The sequence below is a fragment of the Streptomyces sp. NPDC014727 genome (assembly GCF_043083485.1).
GTDB lineage: Bacteria > Actinomycetota > Actinomycetes > Streptomycetales > Streptomycetaceae > Streptomyces.
In genome coordinates, this window is sequence record NZ_JBIBYR010000010.1 from 123041 (window position 1) to 144853 (window position 21813).

General features: G+C 70.5%; 17 protein-coding genes and 1 tRNA gene. 14 read left to right on the forward strand and 4 right to left on the reverse strand.

Features of this window, described 5'->3' with window-relative positions; all coding sequences use genetic code 11:
* Positions 1–2 precede the first annotated feature (2 nt).
* Complete coding sequence (locus ACF1B9_RS17955; RefSeq protein ID WP_391741796.1) at positions 3–1079, forward strand: Ku protein; 1077 nt, start codon at positions 3–5, stop codon at positions 1077–1079.
* Positions 1080–1194: 115 nt separating this feature from the next.
* On the opposite strand, the gene ACF1B9_RS17960 is transcribed toward ACF1B9_RS17955, so the two are convergent.
* Complete coding sequence (locus ACF1B9_RS17960) at positions 1195–3453, reverse strand: HelD family protein (RefSeq protein WP_391741912.1); 2259 nt, start codon at positions 3451–3453, stop codon at positions 1195–1197.
* Positions 3454–3675: 222 nt separating this feature from the next.
* Between ACF1B9_RS17960 and ACF1B9_RS17965 the strand changes: the two genes are divergently transcribed.
* The gene (locus ACF1B9_RS17965) at positions 3676–3963 is read left to right on the forward strand and encodes a hypothetical protein (protein ID WP_391741797.1); all 288 of its coding nucleotides are present in this window, start codon (positions 3676–3678) and stop codon (positions 3961–3963) included.
* A 162-nt stretch (positions 3964–4125) separates the two neighbouring features.
* Here ACF1B9_RS17965 and ACF1B9_RS17970 read toward each other — a convergent pair whose 3' ends face one another.
* Together ACF1B9_RS17970 and ACF1B9_RS17975 are read right to left on the reverse strand one after the other, a co-directional pair.
* Positions 4126–6075: a protease pro-enzyme activation domain-containing protein gene (locus ACF1B9_RS17970; RefSeq protein WP_391741799.1), complete on the reverse strand. Its 1950-nt coding sequence runs from the start codon at positions 6073–6075 to the stop codon at positions 4126–4128.
* A 210-nt stretch (positions 6076–6285) separates the two neighbouring features.
* The gene (locus tag ACF1B9_RS17975; RefSeq protein ID WP_391741801.1) at positions 6286–7758 is read right to left on the reverse strand and encodes a hypothetical protein; all 1473 of its coding nucleotides are present in this window, start codon (positions 7756–7758) and stop codon (positions 6286–6288) included.
* 462 nt (positions 7759–8220) lie between these two features.
* Between ACF1B9_RS17975 and glyA the strand changes: the two genes are divergently transcribed.
* The 3 genes from glyA to ACF1B9_RS17990 all read left to right on the forward strand — a co-directional run bounded on the left by glyA (position 8221) and on the right by ACF1B9_RS17990 (position 10240).
* A complete protein-coding gene (gene glyA / locus ACF1B9_RS17980) occupies positions 8221–9504 on the forward strand; it encodes a serine hydroxymethyltransferase (RefSeq protein ID WP_391741803.1) in 1284 nt (427 codons plus the stop codon).
* Positions 9505–9665: 161 nt separating this feature from the next.
* Positions 9666–10043, forward strand: a complete 378-nt coding sequence (locus tag ACF1B9_RS17985; RefSeq protein WP_391741805.1) for a hypothetical protein — start codon at positions 9666–9668, stop codon at positions 10041–10043.
* Positions 10040–10240 carry a response regulator transcription factor gene (locus ACF1B9_RS17990; protein ID WP_391741806.1) on the forward strand — a complete coding sequence of 67 codons (201 nt, stop codon included), beginning with the start codon at positions 10040–10042 and terminating at the stop codon, positions 10238–10240. Before ACF1B9_RS17985 ends, ACF1B9_RS17990 begins: the two co-directional genes overlap by 4 nt.
* A gap of 222 nt (positions 10241–10462) precedes the next feature.
* Here ACF1B9_RS17990 and ACF1B9_RS17995 read toward each other — a convergent pair.
* Positions 10463–10534, reverse strand: a tRNA-Arg gene (locus ACF1B9_RS17995).
* A gap of 218 nt (positions 10535–10752) precedes the next feature.
* Here ACF1B9_RS17995 and ACF1B9_RS18000 point away from each other — a divergent pair.
* The 9 genes from ACF1B9_RS18000 (at position 10753) to rpmE (ending at position 21791) form a co-directional block, all read left to right on the forward strand.
* Entirely contained in the window at positions 10753–11187 is a 435-nt protein-coding gene (locus ACF1B9_RS18000) for a response regulator (RefSeq protein ID WP_391741807.1), read from the forward strand.
* Positions 11188–11242: 55 nt separating this feature from the next.
* On the forward strand, positions 11243–12241 hold the full coding sequence (gene nrtL, locus ACF1B9_RS18005) for an ArgS-related anticodon-binding protein NrtL (RefSeq protein ID WP_391741808.1): 999 nt from the start codon (positions 11243–11245) through the stop codon (positions 12239–12241).
* A gap of 26 nt (positions 12242–12267) precedes the next feature.
* A complete protein-coding gene (lysA, locus tag ACF1B9_RS18010; protein ID WP_391741809.1) occupies positions 12268–13659 on the forward strand; it encodes a diaminopimelate decarboxylase in 1392 nt (463 codons plus the stop codon).
* A 125-nt stretch (positions 13660–13784) separates the two neighbouring features.
* A complete protein-coding gene (locus ACF1B9_RS18015) occupies positions 13785–15140 on the forward strand; it encodes a homoserine dehydrogenase (protein WP_391741811.1) in 1356 nt (451 codons plus the stop codon).
* Positions 15141–15146: 6 nt separating this feature from the next.
* Positions 15147–16217, forward strand: coding sequence for a threonine synthase (gene thrC / locus ACF1B9_RS18020; protein ID WP_391741812.1), 1071 nt, complete (start codon positions 15147–15149; stop codon positions 16215–16217).
* Between the two features lie 375 nt (positions 16218–16592).
* The gene (thrB, locus tag ACF1B9_RS18025) at positions 16593–17510 is read left to right on the forward strand and encodes a homoserine kinase (protein WP_391741813.1); all 918 of its coding nucleotides are present in this window, start codon (positions 16593–16595) and stop codon (positions 17508–17510) included.
* 384 nt (positions 17511–17894) lie between these two features.
* Positions 17895–19907, forward strand: a complete 2013-nt coding sequence (rho, locus tag ACF1B9_RS18030) for a transcription termination factor Rho (RefSeq protein WP_391741815.1) — start codon at positions 17895–17897, stop codon at positions 19905–19907.
* 413 nt (positions 19908–20320) lie between these two features.
* Entirely contained in the window at positions 20321–21424 is a 1104-nt protein-coding gene (locus tag ACF1B9_RS18035) for an LCP family protein (RefSeq protein ID WP_391741816.1), read from the forward strand.
* Between the two features lie 142 nt (positions 21425–21566).
* On the forward strand, positions 21567–21791 hold the full coding sequence (gene rpmE / locus ACF1B9_RS18040) for a 50S ribosomal protein L31 (protein ID WP_019764351.1): 225 nt from the start codon (positions 21567–21569) through the stop codon (positions 21789–21791).
* Positions 21792–21813: the final 22 nt, after the last annotated feature.

Sequence of the window (21813 nt, forward strand, 5' to 3'; positions counted from 1 at the left end):
CGGTGAGGTCCATCTGGAACGGTGCCATCTCCTTCGGGCTGGTCAGCATCCCGATCAAGCTGGTCAACGCCACCGAGAACCACTCGATCTCCTTCCGGCAGATCCATCTCAACGACGGCGGCCGGATCCGCTACCGGAAGGTCTGCGAGATCGACGAGCAGGAGGTCGCCGCTGCCGAGACCGGCAAGGCGTACGAGGACGCCGACGGCTCGATGATCCCGATCACCGACGAGGACCTCGGCTCCCTCCCGCTTCCCACCGCCAAGACGATCGAGATCGTCGCCTTCGTGCCGGCCGCCTCGATCGACCCGCTCCAGATGGACGCGGCGTACTACCTCTCCGCCAACGGGGTCCCGGCGGCCAAGCCGTACACCCTGCTGCGCGAGGCGCTGAAGCGGAGCCAGAAGGTCGCGGTGGCGAAGTACGCCCTGCGCGGCCGGGAACGGCTCGGCATGCTGCGCGTGGTCGACGACGTGATCGCCATGCACGGCCTGCTCTGGCCGGACGAGGTCCGCAGCCCCGAGGGCGTCGCGCCGGAGGCAGGGGTCACGGTCCGCAAGGCCGAACTCGACCTGGCGGACGCGTTGATGGCCACCCTCGGCGAGGTCGACATGGACTCGCTCCACGACGACTACCGCGAGGCGGTCGAGGAACTCGTCGCGGCGAAGGCGGAAGGCCGCGCCCTGGAGCCGGTGGAGGCGGACGAGTCCGGCGGCGGCAAGGTCATCGACCTGATCTCGGCCCTGAAGAACAGCGTCCGGGCGGCGAAGGAGGCCCGGGGCGAGAAGCCGGAGACCAAAGAGGAGCCGGACCGCCCCAGGGCCGAGGTCACCTCGCTCGCCGACCGCAAGAAGTCCGGCGGAACCGGGACGAAGAAGACGAAGAAGAAGGCACCCTCGTCCGCCGAGAAGACGGCCGCGAAGAAGGCCACGCCGAGCAGGGCACCCGCCAAGAAGACCGCGGCGCGGTCGACGGCGAAGAAGGCGGCCACCAAGTCCACGGCGAAGAAGACCACCGCGAAGTCGGACACGAAGTCGACGGCGAAGAAGGCGGCCCCGCGCAAGCGGGCCTCCGCCTGACGGATGCCTGTCGTGTGGTGATGCCCGCGCCATTCGTCCTGACGGGTGCCCGCCACGCGGTGACGCCCGCGGCTACTCCTCCTGCCGGGTGCCTGTCGCGCAGCAGTGCCCGCGGCTACTCGTCCTTCTTCTCGGCCGGTGCCGGTGCGAAGCCGATCAGCCCGAGCCGCTGGGTGGCGCGGGTCAGTGCCACGTACAGGTCGTTGACGCCGCGCGGCGAGCCGGTCCTGATCCGCTCCGGCGCCACGACGATCACCGAGTCGAACTCCAGCCCCTTGGACTGCCGCGCGTCAAGCAGGACGACAGGGCCGGTCAGGTCCGGCTTCGGGCCGTGCGACGCCTCCGGCATCGCGTCGGCGAGCGCGGCGTGCAGTTCCGGCGGTGCGATCACCGCGACCTTCCCCTCGGCGCAGCACTCCTTGGCGACGGCTTCGGACGTGGCATGCACCAGCTGTTCCGGCTCCACCGCCATGGTCCACGGCCCGATACCGGTCGAGCGCACCGACCGGGGCGGCTCGAAGGCGGGATCGGCCTCCCTGCGGACCTCGGCGGCGGCCTCCATGATCTCCGCCGGGGTGCGGTAGTTGACACCGAGACGGGCGTGCTGCCAGCGGTCGCCGACGTACGGGCCGAGGATCTGCTCCCACGAGTCGGCGCCGGCGGCGGAGCCGGTCTGCGCCGGGTCGCCGACCAGCGTCATGGAGCGCGTGGGACAGCGGCGCATCAGCAGCCGCCAGGACATCGCGGAGAGTTCCTGCGCCTCGTCGACGACGATGTGGCCGAAGGCCCAGGTCCGGTCGGCGGCGGCCCGCTCGGCGGCGCTGCGGTGGTCCGTCTCCTCCTGACGTTCGGCGAAGCGTTCGGCGTCGATGATGTCGTGGGCGAAGAGCACTTCCGCGGCGTCCTCGTCGTCGAAGTCGGTGCTGCGCGAGCCGAGGGAGAGGTCGAGGACGCCCTGGGCGTAGGCGATCCGCTCCCGGCGCTCGGCCTCCTCGGCGGCGCGCAGAGCGCTGTCGTCCACGCCCAGCAACTCGGCGGCCTCGTCGAGCAACGGCACGTCGGCGGCCGTCCACTCGGTACGGTCCGTCAGGCCGGTGGGGTCGACGCCGGGGCGGCGGATCAACGCGGCCTCCGCGGGCGGCAGATGCGTGGGCCGGGCGAGGAAGCCGGCCACCAGTCCCTGAGGGGTGAGCCGAGGCCACAGGCTGTCGATCGCGGCGTGCACCTCGTGGTTGGCGGCCACCTCCTTGTGGAGCTGCTCGATGTCGGAGGCGTCGAGCAGGTTGGGGCCGCCGAGCGGGTCGGCGCCGATGCGGTCGGTGAGCTGCTCCGTCAGCGCGTCGATGATCCGGGCGGCGAAGTGGCGGTGGGCGAGGTTGTGGGGCAGCCCGGTGTCGCGGGCACCGGCCCGGGCGCGGGCCGCCGTCGCGCGGTCGAGGACCAGGTTCTCCTGGCCGTGCCTGATCTCGATGGCGGGACCCGGCAGTTGCTGCCGGTCGGCCACCGCCGTGCGCAGGATGCCGGCCATCCGGACGTCACCCTTGACGGCGGCGGCCTCCGGGCTGTCCGTGCCGGTGGCCTGCACGCCGGGAAAGAGCTCGCCCATGGTCGCCAGCAGTACGCCCGTCTCACCGAGGGAGGGCAGCACATTGCCGATGTAGCCGAGGAAAGCGGGGTTGGGGCCGACGATCAGCACCGCGCGACGGGCCAGCTGGTCGCGGTGGGCGTACAGGAGGTACGCGGCACGGTGCAGGGCGACCGCTGTCTTGCCGGTGCCGGGACCGCCCTCGACGACGAGGACGCCTCGGTGCGGTGCGCGAATGATGTGGTCCTGCTCGGCCTGAATGGTGCGCACGATGTCGCTCATGCGCCCGGTGCGGGTCGCGTTCACGGCGGCGAGCAGGACGGCGTCGTCGTTGGGGTCCTCGAAACCGGTGCGGAGGCCGGGCTCGGTCTCGTGGAGATCCAGGATCTCGTCGTGCAGAGCGCTGACCCGGCGCCCGCGCGTGGTCAGGTGCCTGCGGCGGCGGAGGCCCATCGGTGTGTGGCCGGTCGCGAGATAGAACGGGCGGGCCACCGGTGCGCGCCAGTCGATGAGCAGCGGCGTGTGCTCCTCGTCGCTGATGCCCAGACGGCCGATGTGATGGTGTTCGCCGTTCCGCAGATCGATCCTGCCGAAGCAGAGCCCGTTCTCCACGGCGTTCAGCGCGGCGAGGCGACCGGACTGCTCCGCGACCGCGATATCCCGCTCCAGCCGGGCCTGTCGTCCTTCGGCGGCCTGACCCAATGAGGTCCGGACGGCTCCTTCGGCCCGTTCCCGGAGTACGTCGACACGCTCGTGGAGCAGGGTGATGAATTCCTGTTCCCGCATCATTTCTTCGCTTGACAATTGCACTCCAGACCCGATATCATGCGGATGTTGAATATGTTTTTGGGCTCATTTTGCAAGCCATATAAATATTCAATATACGCGGACAAGAGTGCCCGGACGTCAATTTCGTCCGGGATTTTTTTTGGGCCCTGCTCGGGTGCCCGGCCCCTGCGGGTTCGAGCGGGGCCCGGTGCGGTGCTCCGAGCGCTGTCCACGTACCCGCGCATGGACGACACGGGACAGGCCGTTCGGCGTGAGTGCGTCCTGGCGGTCCCGCAGGGCGGCGTCGAGCATCTCGTACTGGCGGACGCTCTCCATGACGTCGAAGCCGCAGTCGGACAGCATGGCGGCAAGGCCGTCCGGCGTGAAGAAGTCTGCCGCGGCTCGCCCTGCTCGGCGGCGAAGGGCGCGACGGTGTCGACGTACTGCTGGGCAGCCGCGGAATTCTGTAAATGCTCCGGAGATTGCGATGTGATTTCCATGCGGGTGGCGATCGTTGATTCTCCGGCGTGAATGGGTGCCGTCTTTCGGCTGCCCGTCTCCCACGGGCGCCCGGCAGCCCTCGCGATCCCCGTGGGCGCGGGGGAGTCCGGCGGGCCGTACACACGAGACCGCCCCGGAGCGGCAGCCCCCGGGGCGGTCCTCACATCGTGCCGGTGTGCCGTGGCCCGAACCTCAGTGCCGGCGGTACGAGTCCACGTAACCGGTCGCCGGAGTCCCGACCCCCGTCACGTCGTCGTATCCCCTGACCGCCTTGAGGGAGGCGTCCTTGCCGAGGCTGCGCAACGAGGTCAGTACGCCGTCCGCCGCGTCGACGCTGTTGGCGAAGTCGACCCGGGCCACCGCGAGATCGCGGTTCGGGCCCAGCGGGTGGTCGGTGACGTCGTGGTACGCCTTCGAGCCGTACCGGGCGTAGATCGCCGGGTTGGCGAAGCCGATCGGCAGACCGTGCCGGGCCTGCTGCGCGAGCGCCTGCACACCGGCGATGACCGGCGCGGCCAGTGACGTACCGCCGATGCGGTACTCGTCGTAGCCGAGCGAGCCGTCGGGCAGCGTCTGGGTCTGGCCGACCAGGAAGCCGGTGTTCGGGTCGGCGACGGCCGCGATGTCCGGGGCCGTGCGCATCCGCTGCTTGCCGTTCGCCCGCGCGAGCGAGTCCGGGACGATGCCCCGCTGGTAGAACGGCTGCTTCACGGACGAGCTGGTGCCGCCGCCCGCGCCGGAGGTGTACGCGCCCGGGAAGCCGGTCCAGCTCCTGCCGTCGTCGGAGAGGCCCGCCTTCAGCGTGCCCCAGCCGGTCTCCCACTGGTACGTGTCGTTCTTGCCGACGGCCAGCGCGGTACCGCCGACCGAGGTCACCCAGGCGGAGTTGGACGGGACGTCGATCTGCTTCGTGCCCGTGGACGCGACGTTGTCGCCGTCGTCGCCGGAGGAGAAGTAGAAGCCGATGCCCTCGACCGCGCCCATCTTGAAGACCTGGTCGTACGCGGCCGCGACGTCCGGGGTCTCATTGGCCTCGATGTCGCCCCAGGAGTTGGAGACGATGTCCGCGAGCCGGTGGTCGACGACCTTGTTCAGCGAGTCCAGCAGATCGGCGTCGTAGCAGGAGGCACCGCCCACGTACACGATGTCGGCGGCGGGCGCGACCGCGTGCACGGCCTCGACGTCGAGGGTCTCCTCGCCGTACCAGCCGGAGGCCCCGCACTCCTCGGTCTTCGTGTAGTCGGCCGGCAGTACCTGGCTGAGCTGCCCGCGACGGTACGGGGCGTCGCCGTTGCGCTCGGCGTACTCGGCGGCGTCCTTCGCGATGGTCGGCGAGGCGTACGCGTCGGTGATCGCGACGGTGACGCCCTTGCCGGTCCAGTCACCCGCACCGTACGCGGCGCGCAGCTGCTTGCCCGTGTACCCCTTGACGGCGTACGGCACCTTGGACCCGTAGGCGCTCGGCAGCGACGACGCGGTCTTCGAGCCGTAGTACGAGGAGAAGGGGCCGGAGTTGCGGAACACGGCGTCCGGCGGCGGCAGCGTCTCGTCGTGGCTCGACTTGTGCGGCGCGTTGTCCAGGCCGGACACGGCGAGGACGGCATCGCTCAGCCCGGCGGGCACGGAGGCGGTGGAGGCCGGGGCGCGGTAGGTCCGGTTGCCCTTGCGGTAGTTGCGCAGCTGGGTGCCGAACGTCTTCTCGGCGGTGGCGACATCACCGGTGGCCGAGACGTAGTGCCGGTTGGTGCCGGTGACGGTCAGCCCGCTCGACCTCAGCCACTGGCTGACCTGGTCGATCTGCTTCTGACCGGCCCCGAACCGGGCCTGTGCCCGCTCGGCGCTCAGGTACTTCCCGTACGAGGCGGACCGCGGGTCGGACACGGCGGCGGCGTAGGCGGCCAGCCCCTTCGCGTCCCGTCCGGCCAGATGCACCCGGACGCTGACCTTGCCGCTGTCGGCCGTGGCCCCTCGGTCGGCCGCGGCGGTCGCCCAGGCGGGCTTGGAGCCCTGCAGTGCGTCCCGCCCGCTCGGCGCGGAGTCCGCGCTGGCGTTCGGTATCCCGAGGGCGAGCGCGCCGGCAAGCAGCGGGAGTGTCGCCGCCATGCTCAGCGCGGCGCGACTTCTCGCGCGGCTGGTTCTCATATAACCCCCTGCGATGTGGGTCTTCGCGTGTGGAGCATGTGCCGGATGATGTGCACATGTAATGCGCCACTCTGGCGAGGAACGCCTCATGTAAGGGGCATGCATTCACCAAGAATCGACCAAGTGAGCGTATGCGCAGGGCAGTTCGTGGAGAACATGCGGAATTGCGCCTGCCCGCCAGGGGGCGGGCAGGCAGTTCGCCCGCCCGCCTCAGGTGTGCTTCGGCTCGTAGCCGAGCCCGGGTGACCTGCTCACGTACGTACAGCCGGTGTACCGGTATCCGGGCTGGATCTTCGAACCGTCCGAGTAGCTCGTCACGCCCGCGCCGGACGAGGCCCCCCGGTGCTTGTACAGGAAGTGGTACTCACCCGCGGGCAGCCAGAGCGTCACCTTCGGATAGCTCTTCCCTCTGGCCTTGCACGCCGCGGTGGCCCCGCTCACCCAGGAGTACGACGTGCAACTGCCGCACCCCTTGATGCTGGTCCTTCCCGTCACCGGCCCGGTGTACAGGATCTCGACCCCGTCGGGGGCGTCGTTGCTGATGACGAGCTCCATCCGGCCCCCGCCCGGCGGGCCCGAGGGCGGCAGGTGCTTTCCGGCGGCGGCCCGCGTATCGGCGATCTCGGCGGCGATGGCGATGTCCCGGGCCCGAGCCCGGCGCTTGTCCTTCTTGTACGTGGCGGCGAACTCCGTCAGTGACAGTCGTGCCAGGTCGAACTGCTTGTCCTCGAACTGTGCGACCCCGCAGGCATAGGCGCCGTCCTCGATACCGGGGTCGGCCTTCCCGGCCAGTGCCGAGACCTTCTTGTCCGGCAGTGACGAGGTCGTCGCACGGATGCGGCGCAGCATCTCCTCGGCTGCGCAGGGCGAGCTCCCACGCACGGCCCGGCTCTGCGCGGAGATCTTCCCCGAGACCGCCGCTCCCACCTTCCCGGCCTGTGCCGAGCCGGGGAACGTGCGCAGCAGCTCGGACAGTTCCCGGCCGTCCTTGTCGGTCCTCACGGTGCCCAGCTTCCCCATCCCGCACTCGTACAGTGCGGTGGCGAGCGGCTCGTCGGGGTAGTCGGCCAGATCGCCCAGCAGCTTCCGGTCGATCGCCTCCGGCACGGTGCGCAGATAGGTCAGCGGCTCGATCGCCTCGCAGTGCTTCTTCTGCCGGTACGGCGCCGAGACCGCCCGGTAGTACGCGTCGAGCCGTTTCGGCACGAGCTTCCCGGCCCGCGACCCCGCGTGCTTCTCACCGAGGTCGCGGTAGACGGCGAGCGCCGATCGGTAGTCGTCGCGCGCGTCGGCGAAGGACTTGCCCGAGGCCGCGGCGACGCTCCGGTCGCCCCGGTCCAGCCGGTCCAGCAGCATCTGCTCGACGGCCTCGTCCTGCGCGGAGCCGTAGAACACCACGCCCCCCGCAGGCACCGCCAGCAGCACCAGGCCGGCCCCGGCCGCCACCAGCGGTCGCCACGACCCGCCGACGGTGCGACGCCGGGCGGTCCGCGCCCCGTCCGCGGCCGCCACGGCCAGCACGACGAGATACGCGACGACCAGCCCTCCGGCGACCCCGTCGGGATCGGCGGGGAGGGCGACCAGCAGCAGCGCACCGGTCGCCGCCCAGCACAGCACCGTCCTGAACCAGCACCGCATCAGCGCATAGCCGATCCCGAACCCGCTCAGGTTGAGCAGCCCCACGGCCACGGAGCGGAGAACGCCTCCCGGTGGCGGCGGCCCGACGGTGGGAGGCCGGCTCGGGGGAGGGGGTGCGGGAGGCGAGTCGGACGGCGGCGAAGGACTCGCCCCTGCCCCGAAATGCTGACCATCCCAACTCACGTCGGCCCCCCAACCGTTGAGCGATACGGGGCTCGAACCGCACCCGGTCGGATTACCTTCCACGACGCCCTGAACGGTGTCAATCCGGACCGGCCGGCCGCCCGGCCGAGGGTCGACGAATCGGCCCATATCGAAGCGCCCCGACGCGGCGCCCGGTACAGTGCCCAGTGCCGCGACTGGCGCGCACCCCAACAGGGGGGCTCCGTGGAACCGACCACGAGGGAGCGGCACACCCCGGGCCCGCCCGGGGGCGTCATCGCCGGAGAGCCGTCCGCCTGGGCATCCGGGTCCACCGCAGCCATGCGACCGACCCGGGAGGACACCATGACCGCATCCGTACCCGCGCACCCCCGCCACCCCGCCCTGGCGGCAGCCGATCCGGAACTCGCCGCACTGGTGGCGGCCGAGGAACAGCTCCAGGCCGACACCCTGCGCCTGATCCCCAGTGAGAACTACGTCTCCGCCGCCGTGCTCGAAGCGTCCGGCACCGTGCTCCAGAACAAGTACTCCGAGGGCTACCCGGGCAAGCGGTACTACGAGGGCCAGCAGAACATCGACCAGGTCGAGACGCTCGCCGCCGAACGGGCCGAGGCGCTCTTCGGGATGGACCACGCCAATGTGCAGCCCTACTCCGGCTCACCCGCCAACCTCGCCGTGTACCTGGCGTTCCTGAAGCCCGGCGACACCGTGCTCGGCATGTCACTGCCGATGGGCGGCCATCTCACGCACGGCTGGGGTGTCTCGGCCACCGGTACCTGGTTCCGCGGGGTGCAGTACGGCGTACGCCGCGACACCGGCCGCATCGACCTGGACGAGGTACGCGACCTGGCCCTGGCCGAACGCCCGAAGGTGATCTTCTGCGGCGGTACGGCCGTGCCCCGCACGATCGACTTCGAGGGCTTCTCCGAGATCGCCCGGGAGGTCGGTGCCGTCCTGGTCGCCGATGTCGCCCACATCGCCGGCCTGATCGCGGGAGGCGCGCACCCCTCGCCCGCCCCGTACGCCGACGTGGTCTCCACCACCACCCACAAGACCCTGCGCGGCCCGCGCGGCGCGATGCTGCTGAGCAGGGCGGAACACGTACGCGCCATCGACCGCGCCGTCTTCCCCGGCCTCCAGGGCGGCCCCCACAACCAGACGACGGCGGCGATCGCGGTAGCGCTGAAGGAGGCCGCCCGCCCCGAGTTCAGCGCGTACGCCCACCGGGTGGTCGCCAACGCCCGAAGCCTGGGCGAGGAGTTGGTGTCCCGAGGCTTCGACCTGGTCTCCGGCGGCACGGACAACCACCTCCTGCTGATCGACCTGACCTCCCGCGGCGTCCCCGGCAAGATCGCCGCCAAGGCCCTGGACCGGGCCGGCATCGTCGTCAACCACAACACCGTCCCCTATGACCCCCGCAAGCCCTTCGACCCCTCCGGCATCCGCATCGGCACCCCGGCCCTGACCTCCCGAGGCGTCCCGGCCTCGGAGATGGCCACGGTCGCGGAGTGGATCAGCCGCGTGGTGGAGGCGGCGCGCACCGACGACGAGGCCACGGTCGAGAAGGTGCGCACGGAGGTGAAGGCCCTGATGGACGGGTACCCGGCGCCGGGGCTGCCGGTGGGCTGACGGGCGAGGGGGATCCGTTGCCCTTCGTGGGCGTGGCCGAGGAGATGGGTGCCAAGGCACACCCACAGGCGCAGGCAGAGGGCATGGTCCGCCCGAACGGACGGCGCCGGGAAACGCCGACTGATCACCGCCCGCACGGCTCCCAGGCCTATGCTCACGGCATGGAGCAGAGCGAAGTGGTGAAGCGCGTGGTGGGCATCCTCACGGAGGCGGGCGAGATCCGCCGGCTCCTCGAAGAGAACGCCGACCGCGACGACGTGCAGACCGATTCGAGCGTGGTGACCGCACTCCTGAACGAGACGATGCCCCGGATCACGATCCCCGAGGACGCCTCGATCGAAGAGGTCGCGGCGGTCGTCGGCCGGGAGGTCGGGGGCGCGGTGGAGCAGTTGGTCGGCGCATTCACCCTGGCCTTCGCGATGCTGGCCCAGGTGCACGACTCCGGGCAGACGGACGTGTCCTCCGCCGATGTGCTGCAGGACCTGGCGCTGCGGGCCGAACAGATCGGTTCCGGCGGCCCGGAGGACGAGGGCCCGTGAACAGGGTGCTCGTCGTGGAGGACATGCAGGTCGTCAGGGTCGGCCTGGTCGCACTCCCCGACGGCGAGTCCGGCATCGAGGTCGTGGGCCAGGCGCCGGACGCGAGGGCGGCCCCGGACACCGCGAAGCGCTCCGAACCGGACGTCGCGCTTCTCGACATCGAGCTGCCGGGAACGGAACCGAATACGACCTGCTGAACCGGCCGGTCACGTCCGTCGACACGGTCCCGTCGACCGTGCGCGGCCGGGCTTCCTCGCCCCGCCGTTCCTGCTCTCGCCGTTCGCGGTGGTTGACGGCGACGCCGCAGACGCCGTCAACCACTACCGGTCCGGCACCTGCGGTGAGCGCACGGAGATCTCACCCCTATGAAAAAGACCTCCTGTTCAGTGTTTCCACTGATCAGAAGGTCTGTCCGGAAGTGCCCTCGGCAGGATTCGAACCTGCGCACACGGCTCCGGAGGCCGATGCTCTATCCCCTGAGCTACGAGGGCGTATCGCTGTGCTGCTCGGCGACGGGTGAAACACTACCAGCTTCGGCGGGGTGTCCGTGAACAGGTATTTCCGGGCTGTCGGAGGTGGCGGCGCGGGCCCCGCGGAAGGGGCGTGCGGTGCGGGTGGGACGCATCCGGCCACCGCTCGCACCACTCGTCCGGGGTCGGAAATAGGCAAAACCCGGACGCAGCCCCTACGTCGCGCCTACTCTCGGAGTGTGTCAGGGGCGTGTGGCCGCGTGCTTGTTGTCGACGACAACGAGGTCATCCGGCAGTTGATCAGGGTCAATCTCGAGCTTGAGGGCTTCGAGGTCGTGACCGCGGCCGATGGTGTCGAGTGTCTGGATCTGGTTCATCGGGTCCGCCCCGATGTGATCACGCTCGATGTCGTCATGCCCAGGCTGGACGGTCTGCAGACCGCCACCAGATTGCGCTCCGATCCGCAGACCAGACATCTGCCCGTGGCGATCATCAGTGCCTGCACTCCCTTCGAGGCGAACAGCGCGGTCGCCGCAGGGGTCGACGACTTCCTGGCGAAGCCCTTCGAGCCGAGCGAGCTCGTGCGGCTCGTACGGCGGTTGATGGACCGGGAGGACCCGTCGCCGCTCGACGGCAGACACGGCGCCGGGAAGGCGGAGAGCACCGCAGGGTGACCGCATGCCGAAACCGGGTCGCGGGATGCCCCCCTTCCTCCCATACGCTTGTCCTGTGACCCCCGCCGATCTCTCCAGGACCGTGCTGCACGCCGTGCGCCGCGCGGTCGACGAGGACGCCTTGCGTGCGCCCGTGCCCGCGCGCGTGCGGGTGGAGCGGACCCGGCCCGGCGGGCGTGGGGACTACGCCTGTGCCGTCGCCCTCCAGCTGGCCCGGCCCGCCGCGCTGCCGGCCAGGGAAGTGGCCGAGATCCTCCGGGCGCGGGTGCAGGGGGCGCCGGGGATCGGCGGCGTCGAGGTCACCGGACCCGGGTTCCTGAACTTCACCCTGCTCGACTGCGCCGACCGGCTGGGCGCGCTCGTCCGGGCCGTCGACGAGCGCGGCGCGGAGTACGGGCACGGGGGCGACCTCGTCGGTGCCACCGTCTCCTTCGCACCCGTCGACGAGCAGCGCGCCCGTGTCGTCACCGAGACCGTGGAGCGGCTGCTCCGGGCCCAGGGCGCGCAGGTCGGGGAGCGTACGGCCGACGGCGAGGCGCTGCATGTGGTGGCCGTGCCCGCCTCCGACCGCGATCTCTTCGAGCGGCTCGGGAACGATGCCGCGCGCTGGGCACTGCTGCGGGCCGCCCCGCACGACCGGCCCCGGTGCACGGGGAGCGACGATCTCCTTGTGCAGGGGGAGAGCAGTCCGCTGTTCCGGGTGCGATACGCCCACGCCCGGACCCGCGCCCTGAGCCGGAACGCCGAGCAGCTCGGTTTCCGTGCCGCCTACGAGGAGGGCGTAGACGCGCCCGTGCTCGGGGCGCTCCTCGCCGACCATCCCGGTGTGCTCGCCGCAGCCGCCCGCCACCGCGAGCCCGACCGGGTCGCCCGGCAGCTGGAAGCGGTCGCGCAGGCCTTCTTCGACTTCCACGACCACGCCCGGCCGCTGCCCGTCGGTGACGAGAAACCCTCGGCCGCCCACCGTTCCCGGCTCGCCCTCGCCGAAGCCGTCGGGACGGTGCTGGCAGGCGGCCTGTCCCTGCTCGGCATCAGCGCACCCGAAGTCCTCTGAGAGACCCGAGAGAACAGAGCAACACGATGAGCCGATCCGCACACCCCGCCGGGCCCCGCCACGCCGATGTCATGACGGAAGGGCACTACACGGCCCCGCCCGCCGATCTCAATGTCCTGGACGAGAAGGTCTGGGCCCGTACGGTCGCCCGTGACGAGCACGGCACGGTCACCGTCGGCGGGATCGAAGTGACGCGACTGGCCGAGGAGTTCGGCACTCCGGCCTACTTCCTCGACGAGAGCGACTTCCGGGCCCGCTGCCGGGCCTGGGCCGACGCCTTCGGACGGGACGCCGATGTGTTCTACGCCGGAAAGGCGTTCCTGTCGCGGGCCGTCGTGCGCTGGCTCAAGGAGGAGGGGCTCAACCTCGACGTCTGCTCCGGAGGAGAGCTGACCTGTGCGCTGGACGCCGGGATGCCCGCCGAGCGCATCGCCTTCCACGGCAACAACAAGACCGTCGAGGAGATCGAGCGGGCGGTCACCGTCGGCGTCGGGCGGATCGTGCTCGACTCCTTCCAGGAGATCGCCCGGGTCGCGCACGTCGCGCAGCGGCTCGGCAAGCGGCAGCGCGTACAGATCCGGGTGACCGTCGGTGTCGAGGCGCACACCCACGAGTTCATCGCCACCGCGCACGAGGACCAGAAGTTCGGGATCGCGCTGGCCGACGGCCAGGCCGCCGAGGCGGTGCGCCGGGCGCTCACCCTGGACGGGCTCGATCTGATCGGCATCCACTCGCACATCGGCTCGCAGATCTTCGACATGGCCGGTTTCGAGGTCTCCGCCCGGCGCGTGGTGCAGTTGCTCGCCGAGGTGCGTGACGAGCACGGGGTCGAGCTGCCCGAGATCGACCTGGGCGGCGGACTGGGGATCGCCTACACCTCCGAGGACGACCCGCGCGAGCCGCACGAGATCGCCAAGGCGCTCGGCGACATCGTGACCCGCGAATGCGAGGCGGCCGGGCTCGCCACCCCGCGGATCTCCGTCGAGCCGGGCCGCGCCATCGTCGGCCCGACCGCGTTCACGCTGTACGAGGTCGGCACGATCAAGCCCCTGGAGGGGCTGCGTACGTACGTCAGCGTCGACGGCGGCATGTCGGACAACATCCGCACCGCGCTGTACGACGCCGAGTACAGCGTCGCGCTCGTCTCGCGCGCCTCCGACGCCGAGCCGATGCTCGCCCGCGTCGTCGGCAAGCACTGCGAGAGCGGCGACATCGTGGTCAAGGACGCCTTCCTGCCGTCCGACCTGGCCCCCGGTGACCTGATCGCCGTCCCCGCCACCGGTGCCTACTGCCGCTCGATGGCGAGCAACTACAACCACGCCCTGCGCCCGCCCGTCGTCGCCGTGCGCGACGGAGAGGCGCGTGTCATCGTCAGGCGCGAGACGGAGGAAGATCTCCTGCGTCTCGATGTCGGCTGATGTCGATTTTCCCGGGGTACACCCCCGGACCCCCGTAGATGTCTCAGGATCCGGACGGACGGCAGGAACGCTCGTCCGGTGAGTGAGACTGGTCCATACAACAGATGTAAAGGAAACGAGGTCGGATGATGCGTACGCGTCCGCTGAAGGTGGCGCTGCTGGGCTGTGGAGTGGTCGGCTCAGAGGTGGCGCGCATCATGACGACGCAGGCCGCCGACCTCGCCGCGCGCATCGGCGCGCCGGTAGAGCTCGCCGGTGTCGCCGTGCGCCGACCGTCCAAAGTGCGCGAGGGCATCGATCCCGCACTGATCACCACCGATGCGACAGCCCTGGTCAAACGGGGCGACATCGACGTCGTCATCGAGGTCATCGGGGGCATCGAGCCCGCCCGCACGCTCATCACCACCGCCTTCGAGCACGGCGCGAGCGTCGTCTCCGCCAACAAGGCGCTGCTGGCCGAGGACGGCGCCGCACTGCACGGCGCCGCCGAGCAGCACGGCCGGGACCTCTACTACGAGGCCGCCGTGGCCGGTGCCATCCCGCTGGTACGGCCGCTGCGCGAGTCCCTCGCCGGTGACAAGGTCGACCGGGTCCTCGGCATCGTGAACGGCACCACCAACTTCATCCTCGACCGGATGGACACGAGCGGAGCCGGATACTCCGAGGCGCTCGACGAGGCCACCGCCCTCGGATACGCCGAGGCCGACCCGACCGCCGACGTCGAGGGCTTCGACGCCGCCGCCAAGGCCGCGATCCTCGCCGGGATCGCCTTCCACACCCGGGTCAGGATCGGTGATGTGCACCGCGAGGGCATCACCGAGGTCACCGCCGCCGACATCGTCTCGGCCCGCCGCATGGGCTGCACCGTCAAGCTTCTCGCCATCTGCGAGCGGGCCGCCGACGGGCAGTCCGTCACCGCGCGCGTGCACCCCGCGATGATTCCGCTGAGCCACCCCCTGGCCTCGGTCCGCGAGGCGTACAACGCGGTCTTCGTCGAGGCCGAGGCGGCCGGACAGCTGATGTTCTACGGCCCCGGCGCCGGTGGCTCGCCGACCGCGTCCGCGGTCCTCGGCGACCTGGTCGCGGTCTGCCGCAACAAACTCAACGAGGCCACCGGCCCCGGCGAGTCCGCGTACACGCGCCTGCCGGTCAGCCCCATGGGCGAGGTCGTCACGCGGTACCACATCAGCCTCGACGTGGCCGACAAGCCCGGCGTGCTCGCCCAGGTCGCGACGGTCTTCGCCGAACAGGGCGTATCGATCGACACCGTCCGCCAGCAAGGCAGAAATTCAAGCAGCGGCGACGAAGTCGCCATCGAGCAGGGCGGCGGCGGGCGATGGGCGGACGGAGGCGGCGAGGCGTCTCTCGTCGTCGTCACCCACCGCGCGCCCGACGCCGCCCTCTCGGCGACCGTCGAGGCGCTGCGCAAGCTCGACACCGTGCGCGGTGTCGCCAGCATCATGCGTGTTGAAGGGGAGTAAGGACCCATGACCAGCAAGGGCACCCACCAGTGGCGCGGCATCATCGAGGAGTACCGGGACCGCCTTCCGGTCACGAGCACGACGCCTGTCGTCACGCTCCGTGAGGGCGGTACGCCGCTCGTCCCCGCTCAGGTCCTCTCCGAGCGCACGGGCTGCGAGGTGCACCTCAAGGTCGAGGGCGCCAACCCCACCGGCTCCTTCAAGGACCGCGGTATGACGATGGCGATCACCCGGGCCAAGGAGGAGGGCGCGCAGGCCGTCATCTGCGCCTCCACCGGCAACACCTCCGCCTCCGCCGCCGCGTACGCGGTGCGGGCCGGCATGGTGTGCGCCGTCCTCGTGCCGCAGGGCAAGATCGCGCTCGGCAAGATGGGCCAGGCGCTCGTGCACGGCGCCAAGATCCTCCAGGTCGACGGCAATTTCGACGACTGTCTGACGCTGGCCCGCTCGCTCTCGGACAACTACCCGGTGGCGCTGGTCAATTCGGTCAACCCGGTCCGTATCGAGGGCCAGAAGACCGCCTCGTTCGAGATCGTCGACGCGCTCGGCGACGCACCGGACATCCACGTCCTCCCGGTCGGCAACGCGGGTAACATCACCGCGTACTGGAAGGGCTACAGGGAGTACGCGGGGGACGGCATGTCCACGCACACTCCGCGCATGTGGGGCTTCCAGGCCTCCGGCTCCGCGCCCATCGTCCGCGGCGAGATCGTCAAGGACCCGTCGACCATCGCCACCGCGATCAGGATCGGCAACCCGGCCTCCTGGCAGTACGCGCTGAACGCCCGGGACGAATCGGGCGGTTTCATCGATGAGGTGACGGACCGCCAGATTCTCGCCGCCTACCGCCTGTTGGCCTCCCAGGAGGGTGTCTTCGTCGAGCCCGCCTCGGCCGCGTCCGTCGCCGGTCTGCTGAAGGCCGCCGAAGAGGGCAAGGTCGACCCCGGCCAGAAGATCGTGTGCACGGTCACCGGCAATGGGCTCAAGGACCCCGACTGGGCCGTCGCGGGCGCTCCGCAGCCGGTCACGGTCCCGGTCGACGCGGCCACCGCCGCCGAGAAGCTGGGTCTCGCGTAAGAGGAGCTCACAGTTCCGGGCCCCCACGGCGCAACCCGGTTCAGCTGCCGGCGGGAGCCCGGCCCGCCCCGTCGGACGCCCGGCTCACCGCCGGCGGGGATCCCGGTAAGAACCCAGCTCAACCGTCCTTTTTCGGGGCGGAGAGCGCATAGGAGGCGGGCGACACGCATCGTGCGCCTCCTGTGCGCCCTATGTCGCCACAGAACCTTCCTTCGATAAGCTGTACCCAACCCGCCCCGCCGCATCTGCCGCGGTGCAAGGGCCGTTGTGGCCGCCGGTTTCCCCGGAATCCCACTCCCCGTCGCCACGACCACCGCCACTGTCGAGAAATCGCTCCACCACCCCCGCTGCCTCACAAGGAGAGTCGTCCAACCGATGGCCGGTCCCGCCTTCCGAGCCGCCGCCGTCCGGGTGCGCGTCCCCGCGACCAGCGCCAACCTGGGCCCCGGTTTCGACGCCTTCGGCCTCTCGCTGGGGCTGTACGACGACGTCGTCGTCCGCGTAGCCGACTCCGGACTGCACATCGATATCGCCGGTGAGGGCGCGGACACGCTGCCCCGCGACGAGAGCCACCTCCTCGTACGCTCCCTGCGCACCGCCTTCGACCTGCTCGGCGGGCAGCCCCGCGGCCTGGAGATCGTCTGCGCCAACCGCATCCCCCACGGGCGCGGCCTGGGATCCTCCTCCGCCGCCATCTGTGCCGGCATCGTCGCCGCCCGAGCCGTGACGACCGGTGGTGACGCCCGGCTCGACGACGCCGCGCTGCTGGAACTCGCCACCGAGATCGAGGGTCACCCCGACAATGTCGCGGCCTGCCTGCTCGGCGGCTTCACACTGGCTTGGATGGACGGCGGATCGGCCCACGCGATCAGGATGGATCCCGCAGATTCCATCGTTCCGGTGGTTTTCGTCCCCGGCAAGCCGGTCCTGACCGAGACCGCCCGCGGGCTGCTGCCGCGCTCGGTCCCGCACGTCGACGCCGCCTTCAACGCCGGCCGCGCCGCGCTTCTCGTCGAGGCCGTGACCAGGCGCCCCGAACTGCTGCTCACCGCCACGGAGGACCGGCTGCACCAGGAGTACCGCGCGCCGGCGATGCCGCAGAGCGTGGAACTCGTGAACCGACTGCGTGCCGACGGCGTGCCCGCGGTCATCTCCGGTGCCGGGCCGACCGTGCTCGCACTGGCCGAGGACGGTGCGGCCGACAAGGTCGCACGGCTGGCGGGCGAGGGATGGGCGGCCAATCGGCTCACGCTCGACGCCCCGGGTGCGAGCGTGCTGCCGCTCGCCCCGTAGCCGAGAAGTGATTGCCGGTGAGTGAGAGGGGGAATGTTTGTTGGAGCCGGTAGTGTTAACCTCAAGTCTGCAACCGACGTCTATGTGGCGCGTTGCTTCGTGTCCCTTTCCGGGACCACATTTCTTCCGGGAGCCTCCCCAACTGCCTGAGCAGCCTGCCTGAGCAGTTTCGTGCACGCTCCGGAACCGGCACGACACCCCTCGCTTGTCCAGGAGTGGGCCGAGCAGGGGGATGCTCGCGCCGGACCCATGCACACCTTCATTTCTCCGCCGTACCCGGCGGACCACCGCCCCGGCACGGTCCGCAAGAAAAAGACCGCAGTCGGACAGCACAACCGGTCGCCGAGCCAGAAGGCCGACGTCCGCTCCAGGGAAGGACCCTTCGTGAGCGACACCACCGATCTGATGGGCGTGACTGCCGACAAGAGTGTCGACAGCGCTGCGCCCGCCGAAGGTGCTGCCACTGGCACCACCGCACGGCGCCGCCGCTCCGGCACCGGCCTTGACGGCATGGTCCTGGCCGAGCTGCAGCAGGTCGCGTCCGGCCTCGGCATCAAGGGCACTGCGCGGATGCGCAAGGGCCAGCTGATCGAGGTCATCAAGGAGGCGCAGGCCGGTAGCACCGCCGCGCCCAAGGCCGCCGCGCCCGCCGCGGATGCCGAGACCAAGCCGAAGCGCCGTGCCACCTCCAAGGCGCGCACCGGGGCCGAGCCCGCGGCCGCCGCGCCCGCCGAGAAGGCCGCGGCCCAGCAGCAGATCGACATCCCCGGCCAGCCGGCCAGCGACGACCAGCCCACGGGCGAGCGCCGTCGGCGCCGTGCGACCGCTCAGGCGGGCAGCCCGGAGGGCAAGGCGGAGAGCAAGCCGGCCACCGAGGCCAAGGCGGAGGCGCAGGCCGAGCCGAAGAGCGACGAGCGCGCCGACGCGAAGGCCGAAGCCGCCGCGGACACGGCCGAGGGCCGCCGTGGCGACCGCCAGGACCGCGGACAGCGCGGCGACCGGGGCGACCGTCAGGAGCGCGGTGAGCGCGGGGAGCGCCGCGACCGCCAGCGCGACCGCCGTGGCAAGGGTGACGAGCAGGGCCAGCAGGGCGGCCAGCGCCAGCAGCGCCAGGGCCAGCAGGGCGGCGGACCGCAGGACGACGGTTACGACGACGAGGCGGGCGGCCGCCGCGGTCGCCGTGGCCGCTACCGCGACCGTCGTGGCCGTCGTGGCCGCGAGGAATTCGCCAACGAGGTCCCCGTCTCCGACGACGACGTCCTGATCCCCGTCGCGGGCATCCTGGACATCCTCGACAACTACGCGTTCATCCGGACCTCCGGCTACCTGCCGGGCCCGAACGACGTGTACGTCTCGCTCGCCCAGGTCCGCAAGAACGGCCTGCGCAAGGGTGACCACGTCACCGGTGCGGTGCGCCAGCCCAAGGACGGCGAGCGGCGCGAGAAGTTCAACGCCCTGGTCCGCCTCGACTCGGTCAACGGCATGGCGCCCGAAACCGGACGCGGCCGCCCGGAGTTCCAGAAGCTGACCCCGCTCTACCCGCAGGACCGGCTCCGCCTGGAGACCGACTCCAACGTCCTGACGACGCGGATCATCGACCTGGTCGCACCGATCGGCAAGGGCCAGCGAGGCCTGATCGTGGCCCCGCCGAAGACCGGCAAGACCATGATCCTGCAGGCGATCGCCAACGCCATCACGGTCAACAGCCCCGAGTGCCACCTGATGGTCGTCCTGGTCGACGAGCGTCCGGAAGAGGTCACCGACATGCAGCGGTCGGTGAAGGGCGAGGTCATCTCCTCGACCTTCGACCGTCCCGCCGAGGACCACACCACCGTCGCCGAGCTGGCCATCGAGCGCGCCAAGCGTCTCGTCGAGCTGGGTCACGACGTGGTCGTCCTGCTGGACTCCATCACCCGTCTGGGCCGTGCGTACAACCTCGCGGCCCCCGCCTCCGGACGCATCCTGTCCGGTGGTGTCGACTCGACCGCGCTCTACCCGCCGAAGCGCTTCTTCGGTGCCGCGCGCAACATCGAGGACGGCGGTTCGCTGACCATCCTGGCCACCGCGCTGGTCGAGACCGGTTCGCGGATGGACGAGGTGATCTTCGAGGAGTTCAAGGGCACCGGCAACATGGAGCTCAAGCTCGACCGGAAGCTCTCGGACAAGCGCATCTTCCCGGCGGTGGACGTCGACGCGTCCAGCACCCGCAAGGAAGAAATCCTGCTCGGCAGCGACGAGTTGGCGATCGTCTGGAAGCTGCGCCGGGTGCTGCACGCGCTCGACCAGCAGCAGGCGATCGAGCTCCTCCTGGACCGGATGAAGAAGACCCAGTCCAACGCGGAGTTCCTGCTCCAGATCCAGAAGACGACGCCGGCCCCGGGCAACGGCAACGACTGACGTCGCACCCGGACCGGCCGAACGACAGAGGCCGGACAGCAGGGCCGAACAACAGGGCCGCCCCCGTCACTCCGGTGACGGGGGCGGCCCTGTGTCGTGACGTCCACGCATGTGACGCAACCGATCCGGCCTTTTCGGCCGATCCGAGACCTTCGCCACATGACGGTCGCGACCACGGCTGCCGCCATGATGTCTGTACAGAACAAGAAACCGCAGGTGAGCGCGGGATCACCAGCTGTTCGTCAAGGCTCCGCGTCCCTTTTGTCCTCACGCGGAAGTGACAGGTCGCTGTGCAACCCTTCTGCGTACCGCGACGTCGTACGAAGTGACGACAAGTCGCCCAAGGTGACGACTCGCTGCCCGAACACCGCTGCAGGGGGTAGCCGGGAGAAGCTGACGACCGAAGGAGACGGATGACCGAGCAGAGCGGGAGCGGCGGCCGAATACGCCCCACCGGCAAACGCCGGAGGAAGCCGTCCCGACGCCACCGGGCCAAGGTGGCGGCGATCTGGACCCTGGCAGCCGCCGTGATCGTCGGCGGCGGCGGGCTCGGATACGCCTACTTCAAGCTCAACGGCAATCTCAAGGCCGTCGACATCAACGCGGCGCTCGGCAAGGACCGCCCCGACAACGTCGACAACGGCTCCGAGGACATCCTCGTGCTCGGCTCCGATTCCCGCTCCGGCGCGAACTCCGAGTACGGCGCCGACGAGGGCACGGCCCGCTCCGACACCGCGATGGTCGTGCACGTCAACAAGGGCCACAGGACGGCCTCGGTCGTCTCCATCCCGCGCGACACCCTCGTCACCCGGCCGGAATGCACCGGTGACACGACGGGGAAGCCCGTCGCGGGCCAGCAGCGCGCGATGTTCAACACGGCGTACGAGGTCGGCGGACCGGCCTGCGCGGTCAAGACCGTCGAGTCCATGTCCGGTATCCGCATGGACCACTACCTCGAAGTCGACTTCACCGGCTTCAAGAAGCTCATCGACCAGCTGGGCGGTGTGAAGATCACCACCACCCGGGCGATCCACGACTCCAAGAGCCATCTCGACCTGGAGCCCGGCACCCACACCCTCGACGGCGAGCAGTCGCTGGGGCTCGTCCGTACCCGCAAGAGCGTCGGCGACGGCAGCGACCTCGGCCGCATCCAGCTCCAGCAGGCATTCATCAAGGCGCTCATGGAACAGGTCAGGAGCGTCGGGGTGTTCTCGAATCCGAAGACCCTCTTCGACCTCGCGGACACGGCGACCAAGGCCATCACCACCGACTCCGACCTGGGCTCGGTCCAGCAGCTCACCGGCTTCGCCAACGGCCTCAAGGGGCTCGGCGCGAAGAACGTCCACATGGTCACCCTGCCCGTGCAGTACGACCCGGCCGACCCGAACCGCGTCGTACCGCTGGAGGAGTCCGCGCAGCAGGTCTGGACGGCGCTGAAGCAGGACAAGGCGATCCCCGCCTCCGCCACCGAGAAGTCGGCGGGCGACAAGGGCGTCGCGGGCAGCGTCGTGCGGTGACCGGGCGGGCCGGGAATAGTTGCGGCCCGCCCCCGGTTTTGGGAGATACGGCCGGTCCTGGCAGACTGGTACGTCGGCCCCGGTTCACGGACGCGCAATCCGCGCGGACGACCCGGTGCCCTCCCGAACCTAGGAGAAACCCTTGAAGCGCGACATCCACCCCGAGTACGTCGAGACGCAGGTCAGCTGCACCTGTGGCGCGTCGTTCACGACCCGGAGCACCATCGACGGCGGCACCATCCGCGCCGACGTCTGCTCCGAGTGCCACCCGTTCTACACGGGCAAGCAGAAGATCCTCGACACCGGTGGCCGCGTGGCCCGCTTCGAGGCCCGCTTCGGCAAGGCTGCCGGCTCCGCCAGCAAGTAGCGAGCCACTGCGCCGGTTCTCG